Source organism: Stenotrophomonas maltophilia group sp. vghtpe118, from assembly GCF_052605195.1.
This window is the reverse complement of sequence record NZ_CP199672.1, coordinates 962564-978498: the sequence shown is the minus strand read 5'-3', so window position 1 is coordinate 978498 and position 15935 is coordinate 962564. Positions and strand designations below refer to the sequence as shown.

Genomic DNA, 15935 nt, shown 5'->3' with positions numbered 1-15935 from the left:
CCCCTGCGACCATCGCCCTGCGGCGATGGAGAAAAGGAGACACCGTGATGCGCTTCCATTGCCCTGCTGGCTGGCCTGCACCGTTCACGCGCGTGCTGTTGTTGTGTCTGCTGGCCATGGTCACCCCTGCCTGCACTGCCAGCTCCAGAGCTGACGCAGACGCGCGCCTGCGTGATGCCGCCAGCCGCGGCGATGCCGAGGCGGTGCGCGGCGCACTGGCCGATGGTGCTGATCTTGAGGCGCGCGATGGCCAGGGCCGCACGGCGCTGCTGCTGGCCACGCAGGGCAACAACGTGGATGCCGCGCGCGAACTGATCGAGGCCGGGGCGGACGTCAATGCCAAGGATGCGCTGCAGGACAGTGCCTACCTGTATGCCGGCGCGCGCGGCCTGGATGAGATCCTGGCGATGACCCTGGCGCACGGCGCCGATCTGCGCAGCACCAACCGCTATGGGGGCACTGCGTTGATTCCGGCCGCCGAGCGCGGCCACGTCACCACCGTGCGCATGCTGCTGCGTGCAGGTGTGGCGGTGGACCACGTCAACCGCCTGCACTGGACCGCGCTGCTGGAAGCGATCCTGCTTGGCGACGGTGGTGAACGCCATGTGCAGATCGTGCAGCTGTTGCTGGAGGCCGGTGCCGACCCGGAGCTGGCCGACGGCGATGGCGTAACGCCACTGGCGCACGCGCGCCAGCGTGGCTATGCCGGCATTGAAACCCTGCTGCGCCAGCACGGCGCGGCGCGCTGAACCGCTACTCCTTCCACCCGCACGCTGGCCGTGCCTACCAGGATGCTGTCCATCATGTTCCGTTCCCGCCCGTTGTCCCTTGCCATCCTTCTTGCGGTGGCGCCGCTGTCGGCATCTGCTGCCGAGCGCGCCGACCTGCTGATCCGCAATGCCATCGTGGTCGACGTCGAGCACGCCAGCGCGCGGGCCGGGCAGAGCGTGGTGATCCGCGGCGAGGACATCGTCGCGGTGGGCCCGGACGCGCAGCTGCGCGGCCAGTGGAGCGCGGCCCGCCAGATCGATGCCAAGGGCAAATACCTGATCCCGGGCCTGTGGGACATGCATGTGCACTTCGGTGGCGGCCCGGCGCTGATCGAAGAGAACAAGGCGCTGCTGCCGCTGTACATCGCGCACGGCATCACCACCGTGCGTGACTGTTCCGGCGATCTGCCCGAGCAGGTGCTGCAGTGGCGTGGTGAGATCGCCAGGGGCACGCTGTTCGGCCCGCGCCTGCTCAGCTCGGGCGCGAAGATCGAAGGCATCAAGCCGGTCTGGAAGGGCACGATCGAAGTGGGTAGCGAGGCCGACGTCGACAAGGCGATCACCCGACTGCAGCACGATAAGGTCGATTTCGTGAAGATCACCGACAGCACGCTGAAGCCGGATCTGTTCCTGTATTCGGCCAGCGCCGCGCGCAAGGCCGGCTTCAAGGCCTCGGGCCACATTCCGATGGCGCTGACGGTGGAGCAGGCGGTCGATGCCGGCCTGGCCTCGATCGAGCACCTGGACTACGCATTCAAGGCCGGCAGCAAGGACGAAGCGAAGATCGCCGCCGACTTCGGCGCCGGCCGCATCGACCGCGCGGAAGCCAATCGCCGCCTCGACGCCAGCTTCGACCGTGACACCGCGATGCACGCCTACCGTGATTTCGCCAAGCGCGGCGTATTCGTGACCCCGACCCTCAACGGTGGCCGTATCCTCGATTTCCTGGACCAGGATGACCACGCCAACGATCCGTACCTGGCCTACATCGGCCCGGGCCTGCGCGTGACCTACCAGTGGCGCGTGGACCGCGCCGCGAAGGCGACGCCGGCACAGATCGAGGCGCGCCACGCGCAGTACCACCAGGTGGCGGCCGTGCTGCCGTTGCTGCAGGAGGCGGGCGTGACGATCATTGCCGGCACCGATGCGGGCTTCCTCAACTCGTTCAACTTCCCGGGCATCGCCCTGCACCAGGAACTGCAGCTGTTCGTGAAGGAGGGTCTGAGCGCGCCGCAGGCGCTGTCGGCCGCAACCCGTTCCGGCCCGGCCTGGTTCGGCCAGATGGACCGCTACGGTGGTGTCGCGCAGGGCAAGGCCGCCGACCTGGTGCTGCTGACCGCCAACCCGCTGCAGGACATCGCCGCCACCGAGAAGATCGACAGCGTGATCCTGCGCGGCAACGTGTATGACCGCGCCGCGCTGGACAAGATGCTGGCCGACACCAAGGCCAAGGTCGCGGCGTGGAATGCAGAGGCGGCGAAAGCTGACTGATTGCGGGGTTGGACGGAATCCACGCATGGCGTGGATCTACCGTACCCTCAGTAGATCCACGCCATGCGTGGATGATGCGGCCGGTGACCTAGCGCGGTGCCGGCCGCATTCCGTGTAGCTGCGGCAACGCGGCCTTCATCGCATCGATGAAGGCGCGCAGCCGTGGCGGCTGCTGGCGCGCGGCAGGAAACACGACGTGGACCGGCAGTGCCGGCGCCTGCCAGTCCGGCAGCAGCTGCACCAGCCGTCCTTGTGCGAGGTCGTCGGCCACCAGCCAGGCCGAGACCACCGCTGCGCCCAGCCCGGCGCGTGCAGCCTGCTGTACCACGAACAGGTTGTCGCTGAGCAGGCGCGGGCTGATCGAAAGGGTATGCGCGCGTCCCTGCGCGTCATGCAGCAGCAGGCGTTCGCGGTAGTAGGTGACCAGCGAGATCCACGGCAGTGACTGTGCCTGTTCCGGCGTGCTGACCGCCGTGGCGTCCACCAGCGAGGGCGCTGCCACGACGATGCGCGGCACTTCCGCGAGCGGCAGTGCAACCATGCGCGGTTCGTCGACTGGGCCCACCCGGACCGCGCAGTCGATACCTTCGGCGATGAAATCCGGGCGCCGATCTTCCAGGATCCACTCCAGGCTCAGCTGCGGGTGCTGGGCGAGGAATGCGAGCATGGTCGGCAGCAGCTGCGCCTGGCCAAAGGCGTGCGGCACCATCACCCGCAGGCGTCCGCGCAGCGTTTCCGGTTCGCCGTTCAGTTCGGCCTGCAGCGACTCCCATTCGTCGACCACGCGCTGCGCATGACGCTGGCAGCGCAGGCCGTCCTCGGTCAGTTGCAGGCCATGGGTGGAGCGCTGCAGCAGGCGCAGGCCGAGCTGCCGCTCCAGTGCCTGCAGGCGTCGGCTGACCGTCGGCTGGGTGGTGCCCAGCTGCAGGGCCGCAGCAGACAGGCTGCCGGCATCGACAATGCGCAGGAAGGTGCGCAGCAGATCCAGGCGATCAGCGCCGGTGGCGAGGTCATTCATGCGTGTGGCGTATGAAGTATATGTGCCAGAGCCTACTACAGACGTTTGGCGAATACAGGCAGGATACGCCCACTTCCTCTACGGGGCTCCCCCATGTCTACCCCCTCGCTGTCTGTTGCGGCCGCACCGGCGACCGTGCCTTCCGCCTCATTGGTGCTGGCAATGGCGGCCGGTGCTGGCTTCTCGGTCGCGTCGCTGTATTACAGCCAGCCCATGCTGGGCCTGATCGCGCAGGACCTTGGCGCCGGTGAGCGCGCCGCCGGCCTGGTGCCAACCCTGACCCAGCTCGGCTACGCACTGGGCATCCTGCTGCTGGCACCGCTGGGCGATCGCTTCGACCGCCGCCATCTGATCCTGTTGAAGTCCGCGCTGCTGGCGCTGGCACTGGGCGCCGCCGCGATGGCCGGGCACCTGCCGGGCCTGTTGATGGCCAGCCTGCTGGTCGGGCTGATGGCAACGCTGGCGCAGGACATCGTTCCCGCCGCTGCGGTGCTGGCACCGGATGCGCAGCGCGGCCAGATCGTCGGCCGGGTGATGACCGGCCTGCTGCTCGGCATCCTGTTGTCGCGGGTGGTCAGTGGTGTGGTGGCTGAAGCGTGGGGTTGGCGCACGCAGTTCGTGCTGGCGGCGGTATCGGTGGCGGCGATGGGCGCGGTGATGGCGCGTGCACTGCCGCGTTTCGCGCCGACCAGCACGCTGCGCTATCCGGCGTTGCTGGGCTCATTGCTGGCGTTGTGGCGTGAGCAGCCGCAGCTGCGACGTGCAGTGGCCAGCCAGTCACTGCTGGCGGTCGGCTTCAGTGCGTTCTGGTCGACCCTGGCGCTGATGCTGCATGCCCGCCTGGGGCTGGGCAGTGCGGCGGCGGGTGCGTTTGGTATTGCGGGTGCGGCCGGTGCATTGGCCGCGCCGTTTGCCGGCCGTTTCGCTGATCGACTGGGGTGCCATGCGGTGGCACGGCTGGCGATTGCGGTGGCGCTGCTGGGCTTCGGCCTGCTGCTGGCCGAAGGCTGGTTGCCGGCCGCCGCGCTGCTGCCGTTGCTGGTGGTGAGTGCGCTGCTGTTCGACTTCGGCTTTCAGTCGGCGCTGGTGGCGCACCAGACCCTGGTCTACGGCCTGGTGCCGCCGGCACGCAGCCGGCTCAATGCGCTGTTGTTCACCGGCATGTTCATCGGCATGGCCGCCGGCGGTGCGCTGGGCAGCCTGGCGCTGGCGCAGTGGGGGTGGCACGGCGTGGCCTGGCTGGCGGTGGTGTGTGCGGGCGGCAGCCTGCTGCTGCGTTTGAAGTAGGGGGTTGTTCGGCAGGGCTTGCAGCCCTGCACCTGCTGGAGGCAACAGCAACAGCAACAGCAACAGCAACAGCAACAGCGGGGTTCCTGTAGGGAGGCGGGGTGGGTCCGGTTGCGGGGGACGCCGTGAATCCCCAGTCCGGCCCAGCCGCTGGCGGCTGGGCGTTCGGGCGCTTGCGAAGCAATGCTTCGCAAGCGAAGCGCCCTCACCCATGGGGGCTCGGTCGCGCCATCCATGGCGCTCACGCCCCCGCAACCGGACCCACCCCGCCTTCTGTTGGAATGGCTCTTGGGGTCAGATCCGTTTTCCGGAGGAAAACGGATCTGACCCCTGATTGATTTCGATATCTGACAGAAGTGTCGACCAAGGTCGACACCTACCAACCGCCATCGGAATCTGTCAGAGGTGGGGCGGTGTCGGAGTGCGGGGTGTCAGCCGCATGGATGCGGCTGCCAAGCTTACAGGGACGTACTTGCAGCGTCCCCGTACTCCGACACCGCCGCGCCATCCCACGGAGAGCGCGCTTTTGATTTTGCTGTTGAAGTTGCCGGCCAGCGGCCGGCACTACCGCGGGTGCAGGGCTGCAAGCCCTGCCGACCCCCCCCCTAATCGTGACCGCTGTCGTCCAGGCTGATGATGCCGCGCCGCAGCGCCTGGGTTACCGCATGCGTGCGATCACCCACGCCGAGCTTGTCCATCAGGCTTTTCATGTGCGCCTTCACCGTCTGCTCGGAAATCTGCATGCGCTCGCCGATGCGCTTGTTCGACAGCCCTCCGGCCACGTGCCGCAGTACCTCGGTCTCGCGCGGCGACAAGCGATCTTCCACCACGTGCGCGGCGATGCTGGCTGCCACCGCCGGGGGAATCGGTGCGCGCCGGCCGCCGGCGACCATGCGGATGGTGTCGACCAGTTCATGGCGCAGCATGTCCTTCAGCAGGTACGCGCTGGCGCCGGCCTGCAGCGCCCGCACCGCACGTACGTCACCGCGGTAAGTGGTCAGCACGATGATGCGCGCGCGCGGATCCATCGCGCGGATCCGCACGATGGCTTCCACACCATCCAGGCGTGGCATCTGCAGGTCCATCAGTACCACGTCTGGCTGCAGCTGCTGATAGCGCGCGATGGCTTCCTCGCCATCGGCGGCCTCGCCGAGCAGGCGCAGGTCGGAATGGGCGCCCAGCAGCGCAGCCAGTCCATCACGCAGTAGCGGGTGGTCGTCGACCACCAGCACGCCGATCGGGGCAGGGGACTCAGTCATGGTTTTCTCTACTCCAGGGCCAATGCCAACGCGATCGGCGGCGGTGATACAGCCGCCGGGCCGGGACTGCCAGCGCGACTTCGGTACCCAGCCCGGGGCGGGTCCACAGCTGCAGTTCCGCGCCGAGGCGCTGGGCGCGCTCACGCATGCCCTGCAGGCCCCAATGGCCATGGCCGGCGTTCTCGTCGGCAATGCCGGCACCGTCGTCGCGCACGTGCAGCAGAAAACAACGCGTGCCATAGGACAGTTCCACTTCAATGGCACTGGCATTGGCATGGCGCAACGCATTGCGGATGGCCTCGCGCCCGATCAGGAACACCTCTTCGGCCGCGTCGGCCTGCAGCGGTGGCGTCGCGCCTTCCACGGTCAGGCGCAGGGGATTGATGCCATGCCCGGCGTATTCGGCGTGCACATCGGCCAGTGCCGAAGCGAGGTCGCGGCCCGCGAACGGCCCCTCGCGCAGCGCATTGACCCGCTCGCGACCCTCGGCCAGGTTGCGCTCGGCCAGCTGCATCGCTGACTCAAGCTGGCTGCGCACCGGCTCTGGTGTCTGCGCTGACTGGCTGATCGCGTGCAGGCGCAGGATCAGGCCCTGGCTACCCTGCAGCAGGGTGTCGTGCAGGTCGCGCGCGATGCGTTCGCGCTCGCCATTGCGTTCCTGCAGGCGCGCGCGGAACAGTGCGGCCAGCTGCCCGCTGCGGATGCGCACCGCCAGCACCAGCAGTGCAAGCACGGCGGCGGTGCACAGCAGCTTGAACCACACGGTCTGCACGAAGGTGGGAGCGATGCGGAAGCTGCGGCTGGCCGGTGCGGTGCTCCAGATGCCGTCCTCGTTGGCGGCTTCCACCTCGAACCGGTAGCCGCCGGGCGCGAGGTTGGTGTAATACGCACGTGTGCTGCTGCCCGCGTCCTGCCAACCATCATCCACGCCCGACAGGCGGTAGCGGTATCGGTTGCGCTCCGGACGTGCCAACGACAGCGCCACGTAATCGATCTGCAGCTGGCTGGTGCCTGCCGGGAGGCGCAGGCCATCGCGTAGCGGCGCGTGCTCGCTGCCATACAGCACCTCGCCGATACGCACGCTGGGAGCCATCGTATTGACGTGCGAGCGGGTGGTGTCCAGCCAGGCCAGGCCCTGGTTGGTGGCCAGCCACAGCAGGCCGTCGTCGGCCAGGGCGGCGGTGGAGATCGGTCCGCTCTGCAGGGCGATGCCGGGCATGCCGTCGATGGCATCGAACAGGCGTGGCGTCACTGGCAGGCCGGAGCGCAGGGCACGGCGCAGCAACCCGCTTTCCATCCGTACCAGGCCACGGCTGCCGTTGAGCCACAGGTGTCCATTGGCATCGGCGACCATGCCGGTGATGCCTTCCAGTACGCCGGCCATGTCGGTGCGCACCGGAACGAACCGGCCGTTGCCCAGCCGTGCCGCCAGCCCCGCTTCGCCGGCGACCAGCAGAAGGTCCCGGTGGTGCAGCATCGCAGTGATCGGCCCTACCGACAGGCCGTCCCCGGCGCCGAAGCTCTCGGTGCCATTTGCACCCAGGCAGCGCAGGCGGCCATCGGCATAGCCGAGCAGCAGCTGGCCATCGGCATCCAGCGCCAGCGATGAGCAGGCCTGCTCTGGCAGGCGGATTTCACGTTGCCACTGGTCATGCTGGTAGTGCAGCACCCCGCGTTCTCCGGCGCAGACCCAGGCCTGTCCGTCATCGGGGAACAACAGGGCATGCAGCGGCTGCCCGGTGAACGGCGCCGGCAGCGGGATCAATGTGGTGCGGCCGGCGACCGTGCGCGCGAGGTTGACCCAGTCGAACTGCCAGATCGGCGTGGGTGCCTGGCGCGCGGCGGCCTGCAGCTGCGTGGCGCTGCCATCCAGCAGGGGGCGCCGCAGGTCGTAGGGCTTGAGGTCTTCGCCATAGCCATACACGCGCCCATCGCTGGCCCGTACCAGCGAGCGGTAGGGATCGCTCGGGCCGACCACCAGGGCGTGCACGCTGCGTGCGCGGAAGCGGTTGAGGCCGAGATTGGTGCCGACCCAGAGATTGCCTTCGCGATCGACGATGATCGGCACTGCCGATGTGGCGGTCAGTCCTTGCGGCGTATCGAAGCGTTCCATGCGCACGGCCCGGGTGCCGTCGAAGGTGATGCGGGCGACGCCGCCGTGCGGGCTCATCGTGGCCCACAGCGCGCCATCGGCAGTGAACTGCAGGCGCGCAGCAACCAGTTCCGGCAACCGCCGCGCCTCACGTTCGCCGGCCGCCAGCAGACCCTGCGCGTTGGCCAGCGGCGAGGTGCCGCGCACCCGGTCGGCCAGCCATACTTCACCCTGCGGGCTTTCGGCCAGCGTCGCCATCTGCGAGACCGCGATGCCGGTGTCCTCGAACGCGGTCTGGCCCGCCGCACGCATCCAGATCTTCAGGTCGGCCAGCACCCAGAACCTGCCCCGGCTGTCGTGCAGCACCCACTGCGCACGGCGCTCTGGCAGGCCGGCAGCGGCCGGCAGTGGCTGCCAGCGATGTCCGTCAAAGCGGCGCAGCCCGCCATTGATCGCCGCCCAGAGCTGGCCCTGGCGATCCTGGCTGAAGCGTGGGACCACGCCGACCGGCACCCCCTGCTCGCGGCCGTAGCTGCGCAGCTGCCCATGCGTGAACTGGCTGATGCCGGCCTGGAAGTAGCCGATCCACAGCGCACCGCCGGCGGCATGCGCCAGCGTGACCATGTTGGTGGACGGGAACTGGCTGCCGGCGGGCGCCGCCTGCCGTTCGAAGCGACGGCCATCGAAGCGGTACAGGCCCGAGCCGGTAGCCAGCCACAACAGGCCCTCACGGTCCTGGGCAATGTCCCAGATATCGCCCGGCGCGCCCTGGCCGACACGCCAGGCGGTGTGTTCGTAATCGGGCAGCCCGCCGCTCACCGGCGGGCGCTGCACGGCAAAGGCGGGCAGGGAGGTCAACAGCAGCAGGCACGTCAGCAGCGTCGGCAGGCGACGCACGGACGGGAAGGGGCGGCCACGCATGGCGCGCATTCTGGCAGGTGTGGGGCAGTCCGGGGTGACCCGAACGGGGTAGGCGGCGTGCGCCGGCGTCGGCTATCACGCCGGCATGCCCTCCGGAGCCTCGCCATGCAGCGCCTGTTCGTGATGTTCCCCGACCGCGGTCCGGGCATCGGCCTGCTGTGGTTGCGGTTGTGCCTGTCCGCTGCGCTGTTGACGCCCGGCATGCAGGCGGGCGGGTGGTCGGCGTTGTGCCTGCTGGCAGTGCTGATGCTCGTGCTGGGTGCGTTGACGCCGCTGGCGGCGCTGATGGCGGCCGTGGGCATGTTCGCGCAGCAGGCGCCGTGGCCGCAGGCGGCGCTGCCATTGGCGCTGTTGATGCTGGGCCCTGGCGCCTATTCATTGGATGCGCGGTTGTTCGGGCGCCGCCTGCTCGGCCGTCGGCCTCCCCCATTCGGGTAGGTGCTGGCCTCGACCGACGGGGGTAGGGCATCACGCAGGGGTCACGCACCATGGGGCACCCCTTCGCGGCGTCCCGCATGGCCACCCTCTTCCCGCCTGATCCGCCCGCCGCTTCACTGGCACCGCAACAGGCCGCCGCGTTGCAGCGCGCCCTGCGCTATGTCGATGAGCATCTGTCGCAGCCGCTGCGGGTGACCGAGCTGGCGGCGGCCGCCTGCGTCAGCCGCTTCCATCTGGTACGCCTGTTCCGCGCCGGTACCGGCGCCAGCCCGCTGCGCTATGTCCGCCGCCGTCGCATCGAGCGCGCGCGCGAGCTGCTGCCGGGCGCGCAGCTGCCGATGGCCTGCCTGGCCCAGCAGCTGGGCTTCTTCGACCAGAGCCATTTCGTCCGCAGCTTCCGCGCGGAGACCGGCTGCAGCCCCGGCCAGTACGTTGCCGGCGATGCCGCCCTGTTGCATCCCCTTGATCGTGTTTCCAACGGAGTCCACCCATGAGCCTTGCCACCGCCACTCCCGCCCCGGCGCTGCTGTCGCCGACCGACCACGCCCTGGTGCTGATCGACTTCCAGTCGCAGATGGCGTTCGCCACCCACACCATCGACATCTCCGCGCTGCGCAACAACGTGTCGCTGATCGGCAAGGGCGCCAAGGGCTTCAATGTACCGGTCGTGCTGACCACAGTCGCCGAAGCGTCGTTCTCCGGGCCGATGTTCCCGGAACTACCGCAGATCTTTCCGGGCCAGACGGTGTTCGATCGCACCTCGATGAACACCTGGGAAGACCAGCCTGTGATCGATGAGATCAACCGCATCGGCAAGCGCCGTCTGGTCATCGCCGGCCTGTGGACCAGCGTCTGCATCGTCGGCCCGGCACTGTCGGCGCTGGCGCAGGGCTTCGAGGTGTATGTGATCACCGATGCCTGTGGCGATGTCAGCGAGGAAGCGCACGAGCGTGCGATTACCCGCATGGTGCAGGCCGGCGCGGTGCCGATGACCAGCGTGCAGTACCTGCTCGAACTGCAGCGCGACTGGGCACGGGGTGAAACCTACGACCTGACCACCGGCATTGCGCGCGACCACGCTGGCGGCTACGGCATCGGCATCCAGTACGCCAAGCGGATGTTCGGTGCGCAGGAAGGCGGGCACTGAGCATGGTTGCCGGCCATGGCCTCGACCTGGCCCTGCTGATGCTGCGCGTGGCGGCAGGAGGCTTCCTGCTGCCGCACGCGCTGGGCAAGCTGTTCGGCTGGTTCGGGGGGCCGGGGCTTTCCGGCTTCACCACCGAGCTGCGCGGTTTCGGGCTGCCGGCAGTGGCACCGTTGCCATTGCTGTTGGCCTTGCTGCAGGTGTTGTCCGGGCTGGCCGTGCTGCTGGGGTGGCAGACTCGCATCGCTGCGCTTGCAGCGGCTGCCTTCATCGGCTTCACCGTGCTGTTGGCCCTGCCCAAGGGCTGGTTCTGGATGCGCGGCGGCAGTGAGTACCCGTTGATGTGGACCACGGTGCTGCTGGCCCTCGCGCTGGCCGGCCCCGGTGCCTGGGCGCTGGACGGCCAACGCTTTCCGGGAGAATTCGCATGAGTCACGATCCCCTCGATCATGGCCGCCGCAACGTGGTGCTGGCCAGCGGCGCCGCTGTTGCGCTCGGCCTGGCAGGTCGCGCCGGTGCCGCACTCGATCCCACTTCCAAGGAGCGTCGCATGAGCACGCTGGTCATCCGCAATGCCCGCATTACCACCCTCGACCCGCAGCAGCCGCATGCGCAGGCGCTGGCTGTACAGGAAGGCCGCATCGTGGCCGTCGGCAGCGACGAGGAGATCATGCGCGGCTGGGGCAATGAAGCGACCTTGATCGACGCCCAGGGCCGGCGCCTGCTGCCCGGCCTCAACGACAGCCACACCCACCTGATCCGTGGTGGCCTGAACTACAACCTGGAGCTGCGCTGGGACGGCCTGCGTTCGCTGGGCGACGCCCTGGACATGCTGAAGGCCCAGGTAGACCGTACTCCCGCGCCGCAGTGGGTCCGCGTGGTCGGTGGCTTCACCGCCGCGCAGTTCAACGAGAAGCGCCTGCCGACGCTGCAGGAGCTCAACGACATCGCACCGGATACGCCGGTGTTCCTGCTGCACCTGTATGACCGCGCACTGCTCAACCGCGCCGCGCTGCGCGCCTGCGGCTACAGCAAGGACACACCGGATCCGCCGGGTGGCCAGATCGTGCGCGATTCGCTGGGCAACCCGACCGGGCTGCTGCTGGCCAAGCCCAATGCGCTGATCCTGTACGCCACGCTGGCCAAGGGCCCGCGCCTGCCGATCGAATACCAGGCCAACTCGACGCGCCATTTCATGCGCGAACTGAACCGGCTTGGCATCACTTCGGTGATCGACGCCGGCGGTGGCTTCCAGAACTACCCCGAGGACTACCAGGTCATCGAGCAGCTGCACCGCGATGACCAGCTGACGGTGCGCATCGCCTACAACCTGTTCACCCAGAACAAGGGCAGGGAAGTGGATGACTTCCGTGGCTGGAGCGAGATCCTGCAGCCGCGCCAGGGCGATGACCTGCTGCGCCACAACGGCGCGGGCGAGATGCTGGTGTTCTCTGCCGCCGACTTCGAACTGTTCAATGAGCCGCGCCCGGAACTGCCGCCGGAGCTGGAGCCCGAACTGCACGACGTGGTGAAGCTGCTGGTCGAGAAGCGCTGGCCGTTCCGCATCCACGCCACCTACGACGAGAGCATCACCCGCATCCTGGATGTGTACGAACAGGTCAACCGGGAGGTGCCGTTCGATGGCCTGCACTGGTTCATCGACCACGCCGAGACCATCACTCCGCGCAACATCGAGCGCATCCGCGCGCTGGGTGGGGGTATCGCCGTGCAGCACCGCATGGCTTACCAGGGCGAAGCCTTCGTCGAGCGCTACGGTGTGCAGGCGGCACGGCACACGCCGCCGGTCAGGCGCATGTTGGCCGAGGGCGTGCCGGTGGGCGCAGGCACCGACGCCACCCGCGTGGCCAGCTACAACCCGTGGGTGGCGTTGTCCTGGCTGGTGACCGGGCGCACCGTGGGCGGGTTGGCCCTGTATGGCGAGGAAAACCTGCTCGAACGCGAGCAGGCGCTGCGCCTGTGGACCCAGGGCAGCGCCTGGTTCTCCGGCGACGAAGCAGTGAAGGGGACATTGAAGGTTGGTCAGCTGGCCGACTTCATCCTGCTCTCGGCCGATTTCTTCCGCGTCGACGACGCGCAGATCGCCGACATCACCAGCATGCTGACCGTGGTCGGCGGGCGCATCGTGCACGCCGACGGCGATTATGCTGGGCTGGCGCCGCAGCTGCCGCCGGCGATGCCGGACTGGTCGCCGGTCAACCGGTTCGGTGGTTACCATGTCGGCGGTGCTGCCACCGGGTTGGCAGCTGCCCATCGCCACCATCACGGTGTGGCCTGCAGTACGCATGGTGCTCACGGGCATGCCGCGCAGCATGCGGCGCCCACCGATGACCTGACCGTCTTCTGGGGCGCGATGGGATGCTCGTGCTTCGCGTTCTGAGCCTGGCGCTGCTGTCCGTGCCCTCGCTGGCGCTGGCCTGCGAAGGCGGCCGCTGCAGCGACGCGGGCAACGGCGAGCTGCAGCTGGACGCATCGCTGCGCCTGCGTGGCCTGTACTACGACCCGACCCGGTTCGGTATCGGCGGCGGCGAAGATGGCTATGGCCTGCTGCGTGCACTGGCTTCGGCCACCTATGTGGAGGACACCTGGCAGGCAAAACTGCAGCTGGGCGTGCATGCCGAGAATGGCAAGGCAGGCGGCCCGGGCCGCACCGACCGTGGTGCCTTGGACGTGCAGCAGGCGTACTGGCGCTGGCAGCGCGGTGGCTTCCATGTGCAGCTCGGCCGGCAGGACGCCGGCTATGGCAGCTCGCGGCTGTTGTCGGTGCGCGATGGGCCGAACATCCGCCTGGCCTTCGACGGTGCGCGCCTGGGCTGGAAGGGGCGGCTCGGCACGCTTGACTTGATGGCCCTGCGGCCGGTCGAGAACCGGCCGGGTGCCTTTGATGATCGCAGCGAACACGGTGCGCACCTGTGGGGTGCCTATGCCACCGCGGCACGCGGGCAGGGCGTGGGACAGTGGGATCTGTACCTGCTGGACTACCGCCGCGACGGTGCGCGCTTTGCGGCGGGCTCCGGAACCGAGCGCCGGCAGACCCTCGGTGCACGCTGGTTCGGCCAGGTTGGTGCACTGGACTGGAACAGCGAGCTGGTGGCGCAGGGCGGTGAGCTGCGTGCCGCCACCGGCACCCTCGACATCCGTGCATGGACGCTGGCGACCGACACCGGCTGGCGCTGGAGGGATGTGCCGCTGCAACCGCGCGTGGGCCTGAAGGCCGACGTCGCCAGTGGCGATGGCAACCTGCACGACCGGCGATTGGGCACCTTCAATGCACTGTTCCCGAAATCGGCCTACTTCAGCGAGGCCAGCCTGCTGGCCCCGGCCAATCTGATGGACCTGCAGCCGACCCTGGCCCTGCGCCTGCACGATGCGGTGACGACGGAACTGGGCGTACAGATGGCCTGGAAGCATCGTCGTGCCGATGCGGTCTACACCACGCCGGCGCCGCTGGTGGCGTTGCCGGGCAGCGCCGGTGGCGCGCGCCGCATCGGCACCCAGTACAAATCCGAAACCCGCTGGCAGGCCAGCGAACACTGGCAATGGCAGCTGCAGCTGGCCTGGGTCGACGCCGGTCCTGCACTGAAGCAGGCTGGAGGCCAGGACACGCTGTTCGCCTCGATCGTTGGAGCATGGCAATGGTGAACGCAACCGCGTCGCAACCCCCCGTACAGGCCGCAGGGGCCTGGTCCCCGCTGAAGATCCAGATGTTCCGTTCGATCTGGCTGGCGATCCTGGCCAGCAACATCGGCACCTGGGTCAATGATGTGGCCGCCGCCTGGGTGATGGCCGAGCGCACCGGTTCGCCGTTGATGGTGGCCCTGGTGCAGTCGGCCACCACAGTGCCGATCGTGCTGCTGGCGCTCGCTGCCGGCACCCTGGCCGACATTGTCGATCGTCGGAAGTACCTGTTGGCGACCCAGGGCTGGATGCTGCTGGTGGCCGCAGCGATGGCTGCGTTGACCGCGATGGACCTGCTGACCCCGCAGTTGCTGGTGCTGCTGACCTTCTGCATGGGCTGCGGTGCGGCGATGGCAATGCCCGCGCAGGCCGCCATCGTCTCCGAACTGGTGCCGCAGCCGATGCTGGCCTCGGCGGTGGCGCTGAACTCGATCGGCATCAATATCGCCCGTTCGATCGGCCCGGCCATCGGCGGCGTGATCGTCGCCCAGCTGGGTGCGGCCTGGGCGTTCGGCTTCAATGCCATCACCTTCGCCGCAATGCTGTTCGTGGTGTGGGGCTGGAAGCGCGACCCAAAGCAGTCGAGCTTGCCGCCGGAAGGCTTCGGTGCCGGATTGAAAGCGGGCCTGCGCTACGCCAGCCGTGCCGGACGGCTGCAGGCGGTGCTGATCAAGTCGGTCGGCTTCTTCTTCTTCGCCGCGGCAATGAACGCGCTGTTGCCGGTGGTGGTGCGTGGGCAGATGCAGGGTGGGGCGGGGCAGTACGGCATGCTGCTCGGCTGCATCGGCATCGGTGCAGTGGGCGGTGCGTTGCTGCTGCCGAAGCTGCGCGCACAGCTGGATCGCGACCTGCTGGTACTGCTGGCGACGTTGTCGCTGGCCCTGAGCCTGGTCGGGCTGGCGCTGACCCGCAGCTGGTACGTGCTTCCGGCGGTGATGCTGGTCAATGGTTTTGCGTGGATCACCGTGCTGTCGTCGCTGCAGATCGCTGCGCAGACTGCGGTTCCGGCATGGGTACGTGCGCGTGCGCTGGCGCTGTACATCATGGTGTTCTCTGCCGGCATGGCCGCCGGCGGCCTGAGCTGGGGCGCGCTCGCTCAGCGCACCTCGCCCGAACTGGCGTTGCTGGTGGCAGCGGCCGGTGCGGTGATCGGCGGATTGCTGGTGTGGCGCGTGCGCATCGCCGGCACCGAGGACCTGAACCTGCGCCCGGCCGGGCACTGGCCGGCACCCGAGCTGTCGGTGCCGGTGTCGAACGATCGAGGCCCGGTGCTGGTCACCATCGAGTATCGCATCGATGATGCTGATCGTGCCGCGTTCCAGGCGCAGATGCGCGCGATGGGATCCATCCGTCGTCGCGACGGTGCGGTGGTCTGGGGCGTAGTCGAAGACGTGGCAACACCGGGAATCCACCTTGAGTATTTCGTGACCCCGTCATGGCTGGAGCACCTTCGCCAGCACGAGCGCATCACCGCCGACGACAAGGCGATCCAGGAAGAACTACGCGGATTGCATCGGGGAGAGCGCGCGCCGGTGGTGCGCCACTTCGTGGGTGGCCATGATCCGCTGCCCGCCTCCGTGCCACATCACCATGCCGACATCTGAGCCGTCGCGGGTAGAGCCGGCCGCTGGCCGGCTGCGCAGGATCGCGATGGATTGATCGGGGTGCCGGCCAGTGGCCGGCACTACCGAAGGGGCGGCGGTTGACCTGCCAGTGGTAGAACCGGCCGCTGGCCGGCTGTGCAGGATCGCGAAGGATTGATCGGGGTGCCGGCCAGCGGCCGGCGCTACCGAAGCGGAGGCGGTTGACCTGCCGGTGG

The 15935-nt window shown here is 68.6% G+C and carries 13 protein-coding genes; 10 read left to right on the top strand and 3 right to left on the bottom strand.

Going from position 1 to position 15935, the window contains the following annotated elements:
* Positions 1-47 precede the first annotated feature (47 nt).
* On the top strand, positions 48-749 hold the full coding sequence (locus ACUDTM_RS04570; RefSeq protein ID WP_088497337.1) for an ankyrin repeat domain-containing protein: 702 nt from the start codon (positions 48-50) through the stop codon (positions 747-749).
* A 54-nt stretch (positions 750-803) separates the two neighbouring features.
* Complete coding sequence (locus tag ACUDTM_RS04565; protein ID WP_188240886.1) at positions 804-2261, top strand: amidohydrolase family protein; 1458 nt, start codon at positions 804-806, stop codon at positions 2259-2261.
* Positions 2262-2349: 88 nt separating this feature from the next.
* Here ACUDTM_RS04565 and ACUDTM_RS04560 read toward each other — a convergent pair whose 3' ends face one another.
* Positions 2350-3279, bottom strand: a complete 930-nt coding sequence (locus ACUDTM_RS04560) for a LysR family transcriptional regulator (protein WP_005417015.1) — start codon at positions 3277-3279, stop codon at positions 2350-2352.
* Between the two features lie 93 nt (positions 3280-3372).
* Between ACUDTM_RS04560 and ACUDTM_RS04555 the strand changes: the two genes are divergently transcribed.
* The gene (locus tag ACUDTM_RS04555; RefSeq protein WP_188240887.1) at positions 3373-4566 is read left to right on the top strand and encodes an MFS transporter; all 1194 of its coding nucleotides are present in this window, start codon (positions 3373-3375) and stop codon (positions 4564-4566) included.
* A 605-nt stretch (positions 4567-5171) separates the two neighbouring features.
* On the opposite strand, the gene ACUDTM_RS04550 is transcribed toward ACUDTM_RS04555, so the two are convergent.
* The gene (locus tag ACUDTM_RS04550) at positions 5172-5825 is read right to left on the bottom strand and encodes a response regulator (RefSeq protein WP_014037539.1); all 654 of its coding nucleotides are present in this window, start codon (positions 5823-5825) and stop codon (positions 5172-5174) included.
* Complete coding sequence (locus tag ACUDTM_RS04545) at positions 5818-8847, bottom strand: sensor histidine kinase (protein WP_445391196.1); 3030 nt, start codon at positions 8845-8847, stop codon at positions 5818-5820. Before ACUDTM_RS04545 ends, ACUDTM_RS04550 begins: the two co-directional genes overlap by 8 nt.
* 96 nt (positions 8848-8943) lie before the next feature.
* On the opposite strand from ACUDTM_RS04545, the gene ACUDTM_RS04540 reads away from it, so the two are divergent.
* From ACUDTM_RS04540 to ACUDTM_RS04510, 7 genes are all read left to right on the top strand, one after another.
* Positions 8944-9276 carry a hypothetical protein gene (locus ACUDTM_RS04540; protein WP_353080434.1) on the top strand — a complete coding sequence of 111 codons (333 nt, stop codon included), beginning with the start codon at positions 8944-8946 and terminating at the stop codon, positions 9274-9276.
* Positions 9277-9326: 50 nt separating this feature from the next.
* Positions 9327-9770: a helix-turn-helix transcriptional regulator gene (locus ACUDTM_RS04535; RefSeq protein WP_072167487.1), complete on the top strand. Its 444-nt coding sequence runs from the start codon at positions 9327-9329 to the stop codon at positions 9768-9770.
* A complete protein-coding gene (locus ACUDTM_RS04530; protein WP_005417006.1) occupies positions 9767-10423 on the top strand; it encodes a hydrolase in 657 nt (218 codons plus the stop codon). The genes ACUDTM_RS04535 and ACUDTM_RS04530 overlap by 4 nt, the downstream gene beginning before the upstream one ends.
* A gap of 2 nt (positions 10424-10425) precedes the next feature.
* The gene (locus tag ACUDTM_RS04525; protein ID WP_188240890.1) at positions 10426-10851 is read left to right on the top strand and encodes a DoxX family protein; all 426 of its coding nucleotides are present in this window, start codon (positions 10426-10428) and stop codon (positions 10849-10851) included.
* A 119-nt stretch (positions 10852-10970) separates the two neighbouring features.
* Entirely contained in the window at positions 10971-12818 is a 1848-nt protein-coding gene (locus ACUDTM_RS04520) for an amidohydrolase (protein WP_445391467.1), read from the top strand.
* Positions 12797-14080: an alginate export family protein gene (locus ACUDTM_RS04515; RefSeq protein ID WP_445391195.1), complete on the top strand. Its 1284-nt coding sequence runs from the start codon at positions 12797-12799 to the stop codon at positions 14078-14080. The genes ACUDTM_RS04520 and ACUDTM_RS04515 overlap by 22 nt, the downstream gene beginning before the upstream one ends.
* Complete coding sequence (locus ACUDTM_RS04510) at positions 14074-15720, top strand: MFS transporter (protein WP_445391194.1); 1647 nt, start codon at positions 14074-14076, stop codon at positions 15718-15720. Before ACUDTM_RS04515 ends, ACUDTM_RS04510 begins: the two co-directional genes overlap by 7 nt.
* Positions 15721-15935 lie beyond the last annotated feature (215 nt).